The following is a 16,497-nucleotide window of genomic DNA, read 5'->3' as shown; positions in this document are numbered from 1 at the left end:
ATTTAGCCAGTGAAAAAATTAGAGCCTGCGATCACTTTATGGCCGGGACATAGACAAAGCACACGGTCCTGATCCTGTACCAGAAGTATGCCATTACTGACGATACCAATTGCAGTGGCCAGGATGGGAAATGTTCCCTTACAGACAGTACAGATGGCTTTGTCATTATTTTGTGCCACCTGTTTTCCATCACTAAAATAATTCGCAGTTGCAGAAATTATTTTCCCATTACTCGTCCTGTCACCTAAAACGGCTAATTTTGTAGTCATCTTTTTCCTCAAGTATTAGCTAAGCATCACCACAGCCCCTTGCTGTTGGGCTGCAGAAATTACCCCAGGTTTGCAGCCAGAAGGTAGCGAAAGCGTTGAATTTAACGTCGCCGCAGACTGCTGTTGAACCGCAATACATTTCAACGTGACGTTTTTGCCAGTACCAACTTCAACCCCCGCATCACTTAACCGTATAAATGTCCCCCCACAAACCAAAAGGATTTCTTTTTTGGCTGATATGACAACGCTGTTGTCTGAACTGGCGACCGAAAGCTTTTCTTTAGCAAATAAATTCAGCGCGTCCGACTGTGCCTGAATATCTACTTTGCCCTCCGAGGCATACATTTTTATTCCCAGTTTGTGTGCAAATAAGCTCAGAATATCGCCCACCGCCAGAGTTAATTTTTTGGCAATGCTAATGTCTGCATGTTGACCAGCAGTAACAATTAGATTTTCCCCCGCCGAAACTTGTACGCTCGCGGGGGTGACCTGCGCAATTCCTGAAGGGGCAGACAGAAGTAATGCTTGCTGCTTAAGATCGCTAAGCGTCTGATTCATTAATGTTGTTTGTCTCTCAAGATCGGCTAATTCCGCCTGGGCTGCTTGAGCAGCGTGACGTAATCCAGAAATCACCTCTCTGGCAGCGTCAAGTTCTTTGAGCGCAGCTTGCATTTCACGCTGCAGTCCTTGCGCTTTCGCCTGCCCGTCCGCCGAGATGAATAGTCCTTTCTGCGCCCGGATGGCACCCCAGCTGTCGGTTCTGAGTTCAAACCCCTCACCGCGCTGCTGTTTCTCGCTGTCGACCAGGTGGCCGAGATTCAGCTGGCTCTTGCCGCCGTACTCCGTGCTGACCTTGATGTGCTCTTTCCCGCGCTCGTCGTCGAGGCGGATTTTGTTGTTCGCTGGCGTCCGCAGGACGTTGCGTTTGTAGTTCAGGATGGTGACATGGTCGCCGTGCGCCGAGTCGTGCAGCACACCGGAGATGTATGGCCGGTCCGGGTTGCCGTCCTCAAAACCAATCGCCACCTCGGTGCCTGCCAGCAGCGGCAGGTGCAGGCCGTAGGTGCCCCCTGCATACGGGCGGGACTGACGGACCCACAGGCTCTCGAACCCGGTTTCCCAGTTCTCACGGTCAAACAGCATATTGACGCGGTAGCGACCGTCCTTGTCGATATGCCCGTAGGTGTCATTTTCGGTGGTGCTGGTGACGCGGGCCGGTAAGGTGCCGGCCATCACCGGGCGGCGGCCTGGCGCCGGGCGGAAGCAAAAGTCCGCGCTGTCCGGGATACCGTCAAACCTGACGCAAAAGTCTGCATCACGCCGGGCATGGCTGTGCATCGCAGTGACCACCACGCCCTGGGTAAACACCTCCGCCACTTCGTACCCGCCGGTGACTTTCAGCCGCATACCCGGTGAAAGGGTCGGGCAGCTGGTGAAAGCAACGGTCTGCGTCTGGCCATTCAGGTAGCGCTCATGCCGGATGCGGGCGTAAAACGCCCCGGACTCCGCTGCCGGGTTACGGTCATACACGCTGCCGGGCGTCAGGTAGTTATCCGCCCAGTGATAGGCATCACCGTACGTGGTGACATCCCCGCCGGTCGCGTCAACCCGGGCGTTCATGTCCTGCGTGGCCTGACGGTAGTTGTAGTCCCGGGTGCTGACCTGCTTCTGCACCACATTGTGATGGCATTCCATTCCCCAGACTGAATCCACGCCTTTTGAATGCTGGCCCGATGGCGGTACAGACGGCAGCGCCAGGCCTTTCTCATACCCCTGCTGGCTGTCATAAAACTCCACCACGTCAATGCTGAGGCGCGTGTCGGTGGTGAAGCGGAACCATATACCGACCTCACCCAGCAGGCGGGTGATAAAGTGCAGGTCGTCCTCAGCGTACTGCATCACCTGCTCACGGCGTGGATACTCTTTACTCAGTGAGAACAGGAAATCCTGGCCGCGCATGCCGTGACGTTCGCGCAGGATTTTTTCCACGATTTGCGGAACCGACATGTCCTGGTAAATCGCGTTCTGGTGCGAGCGGTCGAGCAGCGCCAGACGCGGCTCAAGCGTCAGGGCGTAGCGGGTTTCATCTTTTGACGTGCTGAGGCGTTCAAAACCGGTCACCACGCCCTGAATCACCCGTACCGGCTGCTGTATTTTGATACCGTAACCCTGGTCTACCGGGGCCTGAAGCGTCAGGGAAGCCGCTTTCATCAGCATCATCTCTTTGCTGATGGCATGATCCGCGCTGGTGAATTCAGTACGGTAGCTGAACGGTGTGCTCAGGGCTTCATCGCCCTCAAATGCCAGCACATCAAGCCCTGCATCGCAGCCCTTCACCGAAAGCAGGTGATGGCTGTGGCTGAATCGTAAGGGAAGATTACTGCTCATGCATGCTCACCTTCTGTCCGGTCAAACTCGAGCACTATGCCCTCTTCCTCATCCCAGCCAAGCGTCAGGGTATGCGGCTTCTTTCCCGCCGCCATCTGGCTCAGCAGCTGCTGGCTCAGGACCGGCAGAATCTGCTGGTTCAGCAGGCTGTCGATATTGCGCGCCCCGGTGTCCGGCAGCAGGCAGGCATCGGTCAGCGCATCAGACAGGCTGTCTGCTATAGCGGTTTTCATGCCGTAATGCCGGGCCAGGCGCTGACTCACCTGGCCGAGCTTCATGCCGACAATCGTACGCATCGCTGCCTGTGCCAGCGGACGGTAAATCACCGTCTGGAAGCGCGCCAGCAGCGCGGGCTGGAAGTGGTCCCGCAGGACAGGACGCAGCAGTTCGTGCAGGTCGCCTTCGGTGGCGTCCGGATTTTCATCCAGCATCTGCATGATAAGGTCGCTGCCAAGGTTCGAGGTCATCAGTATCACCGTGTTGCGGAAGTCAATTTCCCGCCCCTCGCCGTCGCGCATGAAGCCCCGGTCAAACACCTGGTAGAACAGGTTCATCACGTCCCGGTGTGCCTTTTCCACTTCATCCAGCAACACCACGCTGTACGGGCGCTTACGGACGGCTTCGGTCAGAATGCCGCCCTGACCGTAACCCACGTAGCCCGGCGGTGAGCCCTTGAGCTGCGAGACGGTGTGTGGCTCCTGGTATTCCGAGAGGTTGATAGTAATAAGGGACTTCTCGCCGCCGAACAGTTCATCGGCCAGCGCCAGGGCGGTTTCGGTCTTGCCGGTGCCGCTCGGGCCCACAAGCAGGAACACGCCCTGCGGGCCGTTCTCCGGTGCCAGACCGGTTTTGCTGGCGCGCAGGCGCTGCGCAATGGCATTCAGCGCACTGTCCTGACCGACAACGCGTTTCGCCAGACTGTGCTCAAGACTCAGCAGTTCCGTCTGCTCGTCCTTCATCAGGGAAGAGAGCGGTACGCCGGTCCAGTCGGCGATAACGGTGGCGACGGTACGCGCGTCCACATCCAGCCCCAGCAGCGGGGTATTCTGCTGCACGGCAGTAAGCTGCATCTGAAGGTCCGCAATTTCCCCCTGACGGGAGATATCCGTGCGGCAGGCAAGCAGTTCTTCCGTGAGTTTCAGCTCCTGGCCGTACCGGGTTTCCCGTTCATCGAGCTGCAAAATGATGCCGACTTCTTCCTCTCCGATGGCGGCCAGACGTTCGCCGTGGGCGGTATTGCCCACCGCGATATCCTCCAGCAGCGCCTGTTTCTCCATGGCAAGTGCCGTGAGCTGCGCCTTCATCCTGGTCAGTGGCTCCGGCACCGTATCGAGGCTCATGCGGACACGGGCCGAAGCGGTGTCCAGTAGGTCAACCGCCTTGTCCGGCAGCTGGCGTCCGGTCAGATAGCGTCTGGAGAGCGTGACGGCCGCCCTGACCGCCTCATCGGTAATATGCACACCGTGGTGCTGCGCGTAACGTGGCTTGAGTCCCCGCAGCATCAGGCACGCGGTGTCGTCGTCCGGCTCGTCAACTTTAACCATCTGGAAACGACGCTCCAGCGCGGCGTCGCGCTCAAAGTACTGCTTGTATTCGCTCCAGGTGGTGGCGGCGATGGTTCTGAGCTCACCGCGGGCGAGCGCCGGTTTCAGCAGGTTGGCCGCATCGGCGCCCCCCGCCTGGTTGCCCGCACCGATAATGGTGTGCGCCTCGTCAATGAAGAGCAGAACCGGCAGGGGTGACTGCTGCACCGCGTCGATGATGTTTTTCAGGCGTTGTTCAAACTCCCCCTTCACGCCTGCACCCGCCTGTAACAGGCCGAGGTCAAGGGTGCGTACCGAGACCGGCTTCAGCGCGTCCGGCACATTGCCTTCGGCGATGCGCAGCGCCAGTCCTTCCACGAGCGCGGTCTTGCCGACTCCCGGTTCGCCCACCAGAATCGGGTTGTTCTTGCGGCGCCGGGAAAGAATGTCCACCATCTGGCGGATTTCATTGTCGCGGCCATAGACCGGGTCGATTCTGCCCTCACGGGCGCGGGCGGTGACGTCGAGGGTGAACCTGTCCAGCGCATTCTGCAACGCCGGGTTCAGCTCTCCTTTTATATCCGCATTCACCGGACGGCCGACAAACTCCACCTCATCGCCCTGCGTAAGCTCCGCTTCCTGCTGCACCTCCGGGCGTTCATCCGACTGCGCATCCAGAAGCCCCCGCAGGCGCTCAAGCTGGCTCTGCGCCAGCGTCAGCAGCGGCCACAGGCCGTCGCAGCGCACCAGTTTCGGTTTGTCCACCAGGGCCATCAGGAGGTGAATGCTGCGGATGTGCTCTTCCCCCGACAGCGAGGCGTGCAGCCAGGCCTCCTGCATCAGAGCCCGGACACTGTCCGACAGCTGCGGACGGCTGCGCACCGAACGTGGCAGGCTGTCCAGAAAACCCAGCATATCCTGCCATATCGTATCCATATCCCATTCGTAGCGCCGCGCCAGCACCGTCAGGTCGCCCTCACCCTGCTCCAGCAGCTTCAGCAACCAGTGCTCGGGCAGTATTTCCGTATGGGCGCGGGTCTGGCACAGGGAAGCGGCCCCTTCCATCGCGCGGGCACAGTAAGGGTTAAGACGGCGTAACAGGATGGCTGGATTTTCCATGAGACTCTCTCTTTATCAGTTCCGGACACGCTACCGCCCGTCGCTGTTCCCTGTTATTCAGGAACCCAAAGCGCATCAGGTCGGGCAGGCAGATTGTGTTTTTCTTTGCACAGCGTCCGTGCATACAGACGCTGTGCAAAAAACTGCGGACAGGGCCCTGTCCGCATGCGACTTACGCGGTGGCGCGTTCGTTCCAGGAATCGGAATGAATGATGTTGCCGTCCTTGTAGGTCCAGGTGATTTTTTCGTAGCGCAGTTCAATCTGCTCGAGGTGGTTGTGCTTCTCGAACGCCGGATCCTTGATGTCGTGCATCTTCGGATTCACTTTCACCAGCTTCACGTTCTCAAGCTTCGTGTTGAAGTACTCCACTTCCTGGCCCGCGTCATTGATTCTGTACCACTTAAATTCCGCAGACTTCAGGGTCTGGCCGGTGGTCACCGCCTTGTACAGGTACGGGCTGGAGGAGTCGATTTCCTTGGTGAACAGGAACGGGGTGTGGATACGGGTACCGGTCAGCTTGCCGGTGTTATTGTCGGTCGGGATGTACAGGTTGTGCTCCTGGGCCACCACCTCGATGCTGCCTTCACGATCCTGAACGTCCACAGACCCTTTGATGTCCGCGCCGCCGTCGTCCTTCAGCCACAGATAGACTGGTATTGCCATGTTAATTACTCCGTTAAGTTGTTATCAGCGCCATCATCCTGCGATGACGCGGGGGTGTTGCCCGGCAGCTTGCAGGCGTTCGCCTGCGGCACCAGACTGATTTCGACACGGCGGTTCAGCGTCCGGCCTTCTGCCGTGTCGTTGGTGGCGACAGGTCGGCTTTCACCGTAGCCCTGCACCGCAAAACAGCTCTCCGGCACATCGCCGGTATCGCGCATCCAGTCGCGCACGGACTCCGCACGCTTCAGCGACAGGACCTGGTTGGACTGGTCATCCCCGGTGCTATCGGTATGGCCCGCCACTACAATCAGCCAGCCGGGCTTCGCCTTAATGCCCACCAGTGAGTTCACCAGCAGCTTTGTTGAGGCGGGTTTCAGCGCCCACTTTCCGGTATCGAACAGCGACATGCTGTCGAGGCGGATGATTTTCGGCGCGACCTTTTCCACAGGCTTTGGTGGAGGAGGTGGTGGCACATATGAGCGGATCGCTTCCAGCACCGGTATTCGCAGACGTTCCCCCCGATAAAGCCCCAGACCCAGCCGGGCCGGTACACCATTGCGTGCATGCTCATCCAGCAGCGCCGCATCCTCGCGCAGCACCTGTACGGCGCTGGCTTTAGGACCGTAATCATCCATGGCAATGCTGTTGTAACGGACAATATCGAAGCTAACGCGTTGCAGCAGCTGACGGTTGTTCCAGCCACTACTGAGCAGTGCAGCAATGGTCGCCAGCGTGACGATTCCGAGCGCACCGCGCCAGGTTCGTCCATGCGGTGTCAGGCCTCGTCCTTCTGGCAGTAAAGGGAGGACAAAATTCGGGAACAGGGAAATAACCGTACTGTCCGTTCCCGCCGGCTGCCAGCCAGACACCTGCTGCATCGCAGTATGGCGGGACAACCACGCTGTCCAGACAGAGGTGGCCATGCTTCCGGCCAGGATCGGGCCCAATCCCCACAGAACCGCAACAGGTTCAATGACAGGAATATCGGGGTTTTCATCCATAAGGACAGCGTGGACGTGCTGTTGGAACCAGCTCATCAGGCTGTTCATAAGCACCTGTTGATGCATCGCAGGCGTTCCGCCAGTATTAACCCATTCAGCAACTGAGCCAGGCGCTGAAGTCCCACTCCAGACCTTTACCCCTTCCCCCAGGATCGCCGTCTGCCAGAGCATGTCATTCATCATCGCACTGCCGACCTGTCCATTCAGAACCAGTGGCACAGAATGGCCGGTTGCTTTACGCAACCGACTAATCTGCCAGCGCAGGGCAAGCAAACGACTGGTAAGGCGTTCACTGTCAGGGTGCTGCTGCGGACAAACACTGACCATCACTGACAGCTGACGTCCCCAGTCGGGGCGCAACCACAGTACCTGACGGGCGGCCTGCTCCAGTTCCAGATGATCCTCCACACGGATCCAGCAGCCCTGCGTGACAGTAAGTACAGGTGACTGATGCGGCCAGGCAAGCGGCAGATCGCCACAGACCAGTACCACGGGCTGGCAATAACTGGTTTCAGGCAGGTCCTCCAGACACAGGGTGAAATCGTGCTGCACGCGACGGCAGGCGACAGCCCAGAACGCCATGATTAGCCCCAGTACCGCCAGCAGGACGAGAACGGAAACCAGCCGGGATGCTGGCAGAAACCACAGGCAGACCACTGCACTCAGCAGGGCAGCCCAGAGCGCAAGCCCGCGTTGTTGTGCAGGGCTCATTTCACGGCTCCCGGCAGCAGGGTAAGCAGTGTCTGATCCAGCCAGCAATCCAGTCCCCACCATAATGCGGTGACCACCACCACACTCAGGCCAATGCGCATGGGCCATGAAGCAAGCCAACCCCCTATCCCCCGTCCGGCATGGCTTTCCGCCAGAACGGGATGGGGTTGTGAATAGCTGAACGGCGCAACATGTTCATTAAGTGCATTCATGAGTTTCTGCCGCTCAGGATCGTTCAGGGAGCGGAAGTTGCCGAGGAATCCGAGCATCATGACCCGCTGGAAGCAGGTCACGACAGCGTGGTCAGGAGCCGGTTCACGCAGCACATCGCGCATCCGATCGCACAGCGTGTCACCGGCGTCCATGGTGCCAAGGAAGTGCCCCTGCAGGAGAATGTCATACCACTGCACGCAGGCATCATCCTCCACACCGCGACTCTTAACCGCCTCATCCAGCAGCGCACATTGTGCGGTGAGAATATGCCGGCAGCTGGCTTCATCAAGTTCGCCCGCTTTCAGCTCACGCTGCACACGTTCGACATCAGCAATGCAACGCTCCCACAGCGTGCGCCCTTCTCCATCCTGAAATTTCGGACCGTGACGCAGGCTGATCACCTGCAGCCAGGTATCCTGCAGCAGGGCATCAATATCAATGGCCGCGGCAGCGCCGCGTTTACGCTCACTCATGTTCTCAGCACCGCAAAGAGTTCAAGTTCAGGCTCGCCGAGCATGCCCGGAACGTAAAACATGCAGGTGCCGCCCTGGAGCATTTCAGTGGCCTGAGGATGAGAGACATCAAGACTGAAATACTGATTTTCCAGACGTAACGGAATGGCTGCCGGCACATGGCGCAGCGGGGTCAGCGGCACGCCCACCCGCGATGAATTGACGATACTTCTGACATGATCGGGGCTGCCAACCTTGCACTGGCGCGGGAATTGCTCCTGCAGCTGAGCCACCGGCACCATTGAACGCACGGAGAGGTAGTAATCCGCCCCTTCACGCAGACGCGGATCATGCAGACGGGCCTGCCAGAAGTGCAGCCGGGCATCGTGCTCAAGCTCAATCGCCACCACCCGCGATGGCAGACTGGCTTCCAGAAGGTCCCCCAGTAAATCAAACAGCGGCGGAAATACGTTATTCAGTTGCTCGTGCTGCCAGACCGGGATCGCACTCACCTGGTGCTCCAGCGAGAAGGTCAGCAGGCTGCCCGCCAGGCGGGCCAGCTCCGGATACAGGCGTTCAGGCGGACTTTGCGGATGGCGCTGAAACTGCCCCAGCACGGGCTCAGCGCTGTTGAGGGCATTCAGCAACCAGAACAGCGACACGTCGGCCACGGCAAAGTCTGCCATGCGCTCATTACTTTCCCGTCGCATGGCCATCAGTCGGCTCAGGCGTACACGTAGCTGGATCATCAGCTGTTCGAGCTGGGTTAACAGCCAGCGGCTGCCCTCGATGGCCAGGAGCGGGGGGAGAAACGTCTCATCAGGCTGCCACGCCCCCTGCAGATCCTGCTGCAGGCGGGCAACCGGACAGGTCAGGTAATCGCTGTTGTTCTGATGTGCAAACCGCAGCGTCAGTTCAGGACGCATTACCGCAATCTGGCGGGTATCGTCCCCGAAGGTATTGCGGATATCCTGCCAGCGCTGGCGATAGCGAACAGGACGCCCGGCTACCTCATCGGGCTTAAGACAGTTGCCACCATTCGCGCGCAGCAGCGGAAGCGCGAGCATCACTACCACCTCATTTGATTTACTCTCCAGCGCGAGAACCGGTGGCAGATCGTCAGCATTATCCGTGTCGATAAGCGTCCCGTCGGGGAAACGGATGTGCAGATGGCGGGCCTGCAGGCGGCCCAGTTTCAGTGCATCCGGTTCGAAAGTGGCTTCAATCACTCCCCAGGGATGGGAGAGACCTAACCGGGCGATGCATTCCGCAGACCAGGCCGCATACGCGGCCTGTTGCTGGAAGTGCTGGGGAGAGACCATCTGGCCCCTGCCCCATAACGGTTGTTCCGTTTTCATGCTTCCTGCCTTACGTTACGCTTTCGCTTTCGGCATCTGGCTCACCAGAGACAGGTTCACATCCATGCCTTCCACCTGGAAGTGCGGCACCGCAAACAGCTTCACGCGGAAGAAGCCCGGGTTGTCTTCGATATCTTCCACCACCACCTTCGCGTCACGCAGCGGATGAGATGCCTGCAACTCATCGCCCGGATCGGTCATTTCCGTCACCAGATTACGCACCCAGGTATTCAGCTCCAGCTCCAGCAGACGGCGGTCCTTGGTGGTGCCGATGTTCTCGCGCTGGATGAGCTTCAGATAGTGCGCAATACGCGACAGCAGGAAGATGTATGGCAGACGGGCGTTGATGCGGCTGTTGGCCGTGGCATCTGCGGTGTCGTACAGCGCCGGTTTCTGCGCGGAGTTCGCCGAGAAGAAGCAGGCATAGTCGCGGTTTTTGTAATACGAGAGCGGAATAAAGCCGAGATTGGCAAACTCAAACTCGCGGGTCTCCGGGATCATCACCTCAGACGGGATTTTCACCTGGTTGCCGGTACCCAAATCGTACAGATGAATAGGCAGATCTTTCACCGCCCCGCCCGCCTGCGGGCCACGTATTTGCACGCACCAGCCGTTATTGATGAAGCTCTTCACCATGTTTGACGCGAAGGAGAACGACGCGCTGGTCCACAGGTATTTCTCGTGATCCGGGCCTTTCACCTGCTCAACGTAGTTAAAACTGCGCACTGGTACGGTGTCCGGGCCATACGGCAGACGCCCCAGCACGCGCGGCATCACGAGGCCGATGTAGCGGGCGTCGTCGGTGTCGCGGAAAGATTTCCACTTGATGTACTCGGCGCGGTCGAAGTAGTTGCCGATATCCTTAATCGCAGCAACCTCTTCCATAGAGTCTTTCAGGAAGAATTTCGGGCCGACAGAGCCAATAAACGGCATGTGTGCGGCGGCAGACACTTTCGAGATGTTGCGCAGCAGCGCCACATCCTGCGGGCTGGCGTCAAATTCATAGGATGAAATCACTGAGCCAATCGGCTCGCCGCCCGGGGTGTCGTATTCGGCGGTATAGGTGTGCCAGTAGAGGCCGCTCTGGATAAGTTCCGGTGCATCCTCAAAATCCTGGCGCAGGTCGTCCTTGGAGACGTCCAGAATCTCGGTTTTCACATTCTGGCGGTAGTCGGTGTTGTCCACCAGCTGCTTCAGGCCGCGCCACAGGGACTCCACCTTCTGGAACGCCTGGTGATGCATTACGGCATCCAGCTGACGGCTAATCTGGAAATCCAGTTCGGCGATATGGTGGTCAATCAGCGTTTTGTCGAGCTTCTCCACGGGCTGACCGGATTTGCGGATGCAGTCCATAAACACCTGCATCGCCGCCGTCAGGCGTTCACCCGCCGGCGCGTCAGAAAGCGCGGCATCATCCAGAAACGCATTGATATCACCCAGGCTCGAGGCCGGAGTCAGGTTGATTTTTTCAAACAGGGAGGCGTAAACGCCCTCTTTTTCCAGTACGATGGTCTGCCCCTGCGCGGAGGCGGTTTCACTATTCACAGACATCAGCATATTCCCGGTTAATCCATTAAATTACACATGCCGCTTATTTCGGGGCCAGTGCACTCATTTCGTCGCGTAATTCCTGAGACAGCGCCGGGTCCTTAAGAATTTTCTCGAGTTCTTTTCTGAAAGTGGCGTTATCAAGAAGATTGGATTTGAGGTCGCGTAATAAATTACGCATGGCCAGCATGGCGCGGAGCTGGGGGATCTGGCGGGCAACCTGTTCAGGTTCGAAATCCTTAATATCGGAGAAATTCAGTTTTATACTTTCCTCAGAACCATCGACAGCCATGGTGTTAGGCACCGTCAGATTAACCTCCGGGTTAAATTCCGAAAGTACGCTATTAAAGTTATTTTTGTTGACGTTGATTTTCTTCCTTTCGGACAATGGACGATTCTCTTTTCCATTACTGAAATCACCGACAGTGAGAAGTTTAAGCGGCAGTTCGACTTTCTTCTGCGCGCCGCCTGTATGCAGCGCCAGTTTTAAATTTATGCGTGCCTTGGGCACCTCATTCTGAAATGAATCGGCCATAGCAGTCCCTTTCTTTGCAAGAAATACGAGTTAAGTGAGTGACGGGTCTTTACAAAACCATATTAGAGCAAAAGCCCATTCATGATCAACTTTTCAGATCAAAGATCTGTATATGGATTTTTCTTAAGAATTTTCCACTAATCAGTAGTATTTATAAATTCCAGATATAAGTGGCACGCAGAAAGTATTAACCATTTATTCACAATAGATTAGCAGGAACGTCTGCCTTGATAGAGAATATTGAATTCATTGCCACCTGTCGTTGAATAATTGATTTATATCAATGCTGATTTAAGCATCAGCTGCAAAATCGCAGAGACATATCATCTTATTCAATAAACCTCCTGAATATGGAAAAATCCTAAATCGGACAAAAGTCAGGTTTTAAATAGCAGGAATTAAGCTATTACATGGAGGATGTATAAATGCTTGCACGCTTTTCAATAAACTGGAAAAGAGATGTCGTTCGAAGCATTCATCAAAAGAATAAATGATTTTTTATGAAAGGAATTTTGATAATAACTAGCCTGTAGGTACCATGAACCGTGTGTTCAGGCGCTTAAGCGATGTATAGCTATTTGCCAAAACCACTTAAGCGCCTTTCCTGTTTTTTAATGCTTTTCAATATACATTGTACGACTGTACGCAACATCCTCTGGGTTATTTATCGGATACCCTTTAACCCAGGGCTTAATGAGGCGGCCATTGGTGTATTGATAAATAGGGGCTATCGGCGCTTTCTCGGCGAGGATCTTCTCGGCCATGTTGTAGTCTGCATTACGCGCTTTTTCAGTGGTTTCGAGCGTCGCCTGATGAATAATCTTATCGTAAGCAGGGTCGTTGAACCGTGAGATGTTGCCGGTGTGAGAGGACGTCAGCAGCGACAGGAATGTCGACGGCTCATTGTAATCCCCTACCCACGACGCACGGATCACGTCGAAATTCCCGGTATTGCGGCTGTCGATGTAGGTCTTCCATTCCTGATTCTGCAACTTAACGTCAACACCCAGATTTTTCTTCCACATAGATGCGACGGCAATGGCGATTTTCTGGTGGTTTTCAGACGTGTTGTACAGCAGCGTTAATTTCAGCGGGCGCTGGGGACCATAGCCTGCCGCCTGTAATAACGTTTTCGCCTGAGCATTTAGCTCCTGCTGCGACATCTGCTCAAATGGCGAGATTTCCGGTGTAAAACCGGCAGTGACATCGGGAGTGAAATGCCAGGCCGGTTTCTCACCGGTTCCCAGGACTTTTTCAGCCATAATACGTCTGTCGATAGTCATGCTGAGCGCCAGACGTACGCGGGCATCCGCAGTTGGGCCTTTTTGTGTGTTAAACGCGTAGTAATAGGTCCCAAGCTGTGGCGGTGTATAAACCTGTCCCGGAATATCTTTAAGCAGCTTCTGGTACATGTTTTTCGGAAACGATTCTGTAATATCGATATCGCCCGCCAGATAGCGTTTGGTCGCTGAGGACTCCTGGTTGATTGGCACAAAGGTGACTTTTTTAAGCACCGTGTTGGCGTTATCCCAGTAGTGAGTATTCGGCTCAACCACCAGTTTTTCATTCACCACGCGATCTTTCAGCACATACGCACCGTTGCCGATGAGCGCGCCAGGGCGCGTCCATTCTTTACCGCTTTCCACGTTTGCCTTTTGAACAGGATAGAACGCAAAGCTAGCCGTGAGGTTGCTGAACCATGGCAGCGGTTTATCCAGCTGCACGCGCAGAGTTTTAGCATCGACTGCCGTCACGCCGAGCGTTTCCGGTGCAGCTTTACCATCGATAATGGCCTGCGCATTATTAATACCCGCCAGCGCTGCAAACCAGGCGAAAGGTGACGTAGTTTTAGGATCAACCAGACGACGCCAGCTGTAGACAAAATCTTGTGCCGTCACCGGGGTACCGTCAGACCACTTCGCGTTATCCCGCAACGTAAACGTCCAGACACGGTTATCGTTGCTCTGCCAGCGCGTCGCCACGCCGGGAACCAGCTCCCCTTTTTCGTTCTGATTCACCAGCCCTTCATAAAGGTCGCGGATCACCTGTATCTCGGGTAAACCCACCGCTTTTGCCGGATCGAGCGAGGCGGGTTCATCTTTAATGTGTCGAACCAGCTCCTGCTTTTGCGCCAGCACCGTTCCCCTGGGAACCTCCGCGGCATATGAAAGTGAAGAAAACCCGCACAGCCACAGCGCAGTACAAAGAAGCGAAACAGGATGCTTCATACGATCCCCTTAATGATGTCAGGTAACAGGCAGATGCGTAATTATTTGTTTCGAAACGGAGAAATGCAAATGCTTCCTCAGGAAAGTTGATGTCAGGCAATTTTACACACAGACGGAAACTATTTGATTAAGCGCGGGTTTTGCACAACACTGCCAGAAGCGACTTCATCATCAGGGTTTATTATGGCAACCACCCGACCAAGAACGGAACGCGGCGCCTTCCCGCCCGGGACTGAACATTATGGCCGCTCATTTTTAGGCGCCCCACTGATCTGGTTTCCGGCTCCCGAGCCCGATCGCACTAGCGGCTTAATCATTGCGGGCACACATGGCGATGAAAACTCGTCCATCGTGACGCTTTCGTGCGCGCTACGTACGCTGGCCCCCGATTTACGACGACATCATGTGATTTTGACCGTCAACCCGGACGGATGCCAGCTTGGATTACGGGCGAACGCACGAGGCGTTGACCTTAACAGGAACTTTCCGGCAGCAAACTGGCGTGCCGGTGAAACGGTGTATCGCTGGAACAGTTCGGCGCAGGAACGAGATGTGGTCCTGCTTACGGGAGAAAAACCGGGTTCCGAGCCCGAAACCCAGGCGCTGTGTCAGCTTATTCATAAGATCCACCCGGCCTGGGTTGTCTCTTTCCACGATCCCCTCGCCTGTATTGAAGATCCTCGTCATACAGCGCTCGGGCAGTGGCTGGCGGATGCGTTTGCTCTACCTCTGGTAACCAGCGTCGGGTATGAAACGCCCGGGTCGTTTGGCAGCTGGTGCGCGGACCTCAGTCTTCACTGTATCACCGCAGAGTTTCCGCCTATTTCCTCGGATGAAGCGAGTGAAAAATACCTCAGAGCGATGACAGATCTTCTGCGCTGGCAGCCTCAAAGATGAAGTACGCCGGAGGTAAAACTCAGGGCGGGTGAAACGTCAACCGCCAGCCAGGTTGGGCCATCCAGATCGGCAAAACGCACGCTGTTCACCAGCGGGAGTGCAGCACCGATCGCTCTGGACGTGCACAACATACAGCCCAGCATCAGGGAAAAGCCTTGCGCCTGGGCATCTTGTGCCAGTGCCAGGGCCTCGGTTAACCCACCCGTTTTATCCAGCTTGATGTTCACCATCTCGTAGCGGCCCTTGAGGGCTGACAGGTTCTCACGGGTATGACAGCTTTCGTCTGCACAGACGGGAAGCGGATGAATAAAATTCGCCAGCGCGGCATCGTCTTCTGCCGGGAGAGGCTGCTCCAGCATGGCAACGCCCAGATCGGCAAGCAGCTGACAACGGGCTGCCAGCCCTTCGCTGTGCCATGATTCGTTCGCATCGACGATAAGGGTGGCATCAGGTACCGCCGCACGAATGGCGACCATGCGTTCGCTAATCAGACGATCGTCGAGCTTCACCTTTAATAAGGTTGCACCGGTTGCATATAGCGCCTGGGCGCTGGCCGCCATTTGCTCTGGTTCACCGATGACGACCGTTTGCGCGGTGACGATCGATTGCGGCAGCGTAACGTCCAGCAGCGAAGGTAGCGGTTTTTGTTGTTTCGCCGCTTCCAGACTCCAGAGTGCGCAGTCAATCGCGTTACGTGCCGCTCCGGCCGGCAACCTCTGCTGAAGAGCCTCACGCGTCAGGCCCGCCTGCAACTCGGGCACCACCGTCATAATTTGCGCCATGACTGACGCCAGGCTTTCTCCGTAGCGAGGATAAGGGGTACATTCCCCGACGCCTTTTACGCCGTCCTCTTCACATTCAACCACGACCACGCAGGCCTCATTACGGCTACCGCGCGAGATCACAAACGGGGTGTGCAATGGCCAGGCTTCTTCATAGACCTTAACGCTTCTCATCACTGACTCCTTGCAGGCCGGAAAGGCAGAAAATTGGTTTGCCGTGCTAACTGTGGATGACATACACTAGCCACGACGTTAACTATTTGTAAACAGGAAGATATCTATGTCACAACTCGTTCATTTCCAGGGCAACCCGGTTGCTGTTGCAGGTTCCATCCCACAGTCTGGCAGCAAAGCACAGCCTTTTACTCTGGTGGCTAAAGATCTGTCTGACGTCACGCTGAGCCAGTTTGCTGGCAAACGTAAAGTCCTGAACATTTTCCCAAGCATCGATACGGGCGTTTGTGCTGCATCAGTGCGTAAATTCAACCAGCTGGCGACCGAAATGGACAACACCGTGGTGCTGTGCATTTCTGCTGACCTGCCGTTTGCCCAGTCTCGTTTCTGCGGCGCTGAAGGCCTGAGCAACGTCATCACCCTTTCCACTCTGCGTAGCCCCGATTTCCTGGAAAAATACGGTGTTGCCATTTCCGAAGGCGCGCTGAAGGGTCTGGCTGCTCGTGCGGTGCTGGTGATCGATGAAAACGACAACGTTGTTTTCAGTGAGCTGGTTAACGAAATCACTACCGAACCGGATTACACCGCTGCACTTGAGGCACTTAAAGCCTAAACGTAAAAAAGCCTCTGCAAAG

General features: G+C 56.2%; 13 protein-coding genes. 2 read left to right on the top strand and 11 right to left on the bottom strand.

Annotated features, from left to right (window positions below; genetic code table 11):
- Positions 1-2: 2 nt before the first annotated feature.
- From CKK19_RS05405 to CKK19_RS05360, 10 genes are all read right to left on the bottom strand, one after another.
- The gene (locus CKK19_RS05405; protein ID WP_022648278.1) at positions 3-269 is read right to left on the bottom strand and encodes a PAAR domain-containing protein; all 267 of its coding nucleotides are present in this window, start codon (positions 267-269) and stop codon (positions 3-5) included.
- Between the two features lie 15 nt (positions 270-284).
- On the bottom strand, positions 285-2,657 hold the full coding sequence (locus CKK19_RS05400; protein ID WP_225455048.1) for a type VI secretion system Vgr family protein: 2,373 nt from the start codon (positions 2,655-2,657) through the stop codon (positions 285-287).
- A complete protein-coding gene (gene tssH / locus CKK19_RS05395) occupies positions 2,654-5,299 on the bottom strand; it encodes a type VI secretion system ATPase TssH (RefSeq protein ID WP_063853442.1) in 2,646 nt (881 codons plus the stop codon). Before tssH ends, CKK19_RS05400 begins: the two co-directional genes overlap by 4 nt.
- 172 nt (positions 5,300-5,471) lie before the next feature.
- Positions 5,472-5,963, bottom strand: a complete 492-nt coding sequence (gene hcp / locus CKK19_RS05390) for a type VI secretion system effector Hcp (RefSeq protein WP_009653685.1) — start codon at positions 5,961-5,963, stop codon at positions 5,472-5,474.
- Between the two features lie 5 nt (positions 5,964-5,968).
- Positions 5,969-7,675 (bottom strand): OmpA family protein, encoded by a 1,707-nt coding sequence (locus tag CKK19_RS05385; protein ID WP_225455047.1) that lies wholly within the window; start codon positions 7,673-7,675, stop codon positions 5,969-5,971.
- Entirely contained in the window at positions 7,672-8,361 is a 690-nt protein-coding gene (gene tssL / locus CKK19_RS05380) for a type VI secretion system protein TssL, short form (RefSeq protein WP_063853440.1), read from the bottom strand. Before tssL ends, CKK19_RS05385 begins: the two co-directional genes overlap by 4 nt.
- Entirely contained in the window at positions 8,358-9,698 is a 1,341-nt protein-coding gene (gene tssK / locus CKK19_RS05375) for a type VI secretion system baseplate subunit TssK (RefSeq protein ID WP_063853439.1), read from the bottom strand. Before tssK ends, tssL begins: the two co-directional genes overlap by 4 nt.
- A 15-nt stretch (positions 9,699-9,713) precedes the next feature.
- Complete coding sequence (gene tssC, locus CKK19_RS05370) at positions 9,714-11,255, bottom strand: type VI secretion system contractile sheath large subunit (protein WP_074174384.1); 1,542 nt, start codon at positions 11,253-11,255, stop codon at positions 9,714-9,716.
- Positions 11,256-11,289: 34 nt separating this feature from the next.
- Entirely contained in the window at positions 11,290-11,781 is a 492-nt protein-coding gene (gene tssB, locus CKK19_RS05365; protein ID WP_023300236.1) for a type VI secretion system contractile sheath small subunit, read from the bottom strand.
- Between the two features lie 611 nt (positions 11,782-12,392).
- A complete protein-coding gene (locus CKK19_RS05360; protein ID WP_023300237.1) occupies positions 12,393-14,009 on the bottom strand; it encodes a peptide ABC transporter substrate-binding protein in 1,617 nt (538 codons plus the stop codon).
- Between the two features lie 183 nt (positions 14,010-14,192).
- Between CKK19_RS05360 and mpaA the strand changes: the two genes are divergently transcribed.
- On the top strand, positions 14,193-14,906 hold the full coding sequence (gene mpaA, locus CKK19_RS05355) for a murein tripeptide amidase MpaA (protein WP_022648287.1): 714 nt from the start codon (positions 14,193-14,195) through the stop codon (positions 14,904-14,906).
- On the opposite strand, the gene ycjG is transcribed toward mpaA, so the two are convergent.
- Positions 14,897-15,862 (bottom strand): L-Ala-D/L-Glu epimerase, encoded by a 966-nt coding sequence (ycjG, locus tag CKK19_RS05350; RefSeq protein ID WP_023300238.1) that lies wholly within the window; start codon positions 15,860-15,862, stop codon positions 14,897-14,899. The genes mpaA and ycjG overlap by 10 nt on opposite strands.
- Before the next feature lie 106 nt (positions 15,863-15,968).
- On the opposite strand from ycjG, the gene tpx reads away from it, so the two are divergent.
- On the top strand, positions 15,969-16,475 hold the full coding sequence (gene tpx / locus CKK19_RS05345; RefSeq protein ID WP_003856889.1) for a thiol peroxidase: 507 nt from the start codon (positions 15,969-15,971) through the stop codon (positions 16,473-16,475).
- Positions 16,476-16,497 lie beyond the last annotated feature (22 nt).

Source organism: Enterobacter sp. CCUG 70166, assembly GCF_020224095.1.
In the GTDB taxonomy this organism is placed as follows: Bacteria; Pseudomonadota; Gammaproteobacteria; order Enterobacterales; family Enterobacteriaceae; genus Enterobacter; species Enterobacter intestinihominis.
The sequence above is the reverse complement of the archived record's forward strand: the minus strand, read 5'-3'. Positions and strand labels throughout refer to the sequence as shown.

Coding starts and splice junctions, on each gene's coding strand:
- tssL (WP_063853440.1), bottom strand. CDS start 8,361: ATGAGTGAGCGTAAACGCGGCGCTGCCGCGGCCATTGATATTGATGCC.
- tssC (WP_074174384.1), bottom strand. CDS start 11,255: ATGCTGATGTCTGTGAATAGTGAAACCGCCTCCGCGCAGGGGCAGACC.
- tssB (WP_023300236.1), bottom strand. CDS start 11,781: ATGGCCGATTCATTTCAGAATGAGGTGCCCAAGGCACGCATAAATTTA.
- CKK19_RS05405 (WP_022648278.1), bottom strand. CDS start 269: ATGACTACAAAATTAGCCGTTTTAGGTGACAGGACGAGTAATGGGAAA.
- tssH (WP_063853442.1), bottom strand. CDS start 5,299: ATGGAAAATCCAGCCATCCTGTTACGCCGTCTTAACCCTTACTGTGCC.
- CKK19_RS05360 (WP_023300237.1), bottom strand. CDS start 14,009: ATGAAGCATCCTGTTTCGCTTCTTTGTACTGCGCTGTGGCTGTGCGGG.
- mpaA (WP_022648287.1), top strand. CDS start 14,193: ATGGCAACCACCCGACCAAGAACGGAACGCGGCGCCTTCCCGCCCGGG.
- CKK19_RS05385 (WP_225455047.1), bottom strand. CDS start 7,675: ATGAGCCCTGCACAACAACGCGGGCTTGCGCTCTGGGCTGCCCTGCTG.
- tssK (WP_063853439.1), bottom strand. CDS start 9,698: ATGAAAACGGAACAACCGTTATGGGGCAGGGGCCAGATGGTCTCTCCC.
- ycjG (WP_023300238.1), bottom strand. CDS start 15,862: ATGAGAAGCGTTAAGGTCTATGAAGAAGCCTGGCCATTGCACACCCCG.
- tpx (WP_003856889.1), top strand. CDS start 15,969: ATGTCACAACTCGTTCATTTCCAGGGCAACCCGGTTGCTGTTGCAGGT.
- CKK19_RS05400 (WP_225455048.1), bottom strand. CDS start 2,657: ATGAGCAGTAATCTTCCCTTACGATTCAGCCACAGCCATCACCTGCTT.
- hcp (WP_009653685.1), bottom strand. CDS start 5,963: ATGGCAATACCAGTCTATCTGTGGCTGAAGGACGACGGCGGCGCGGAC.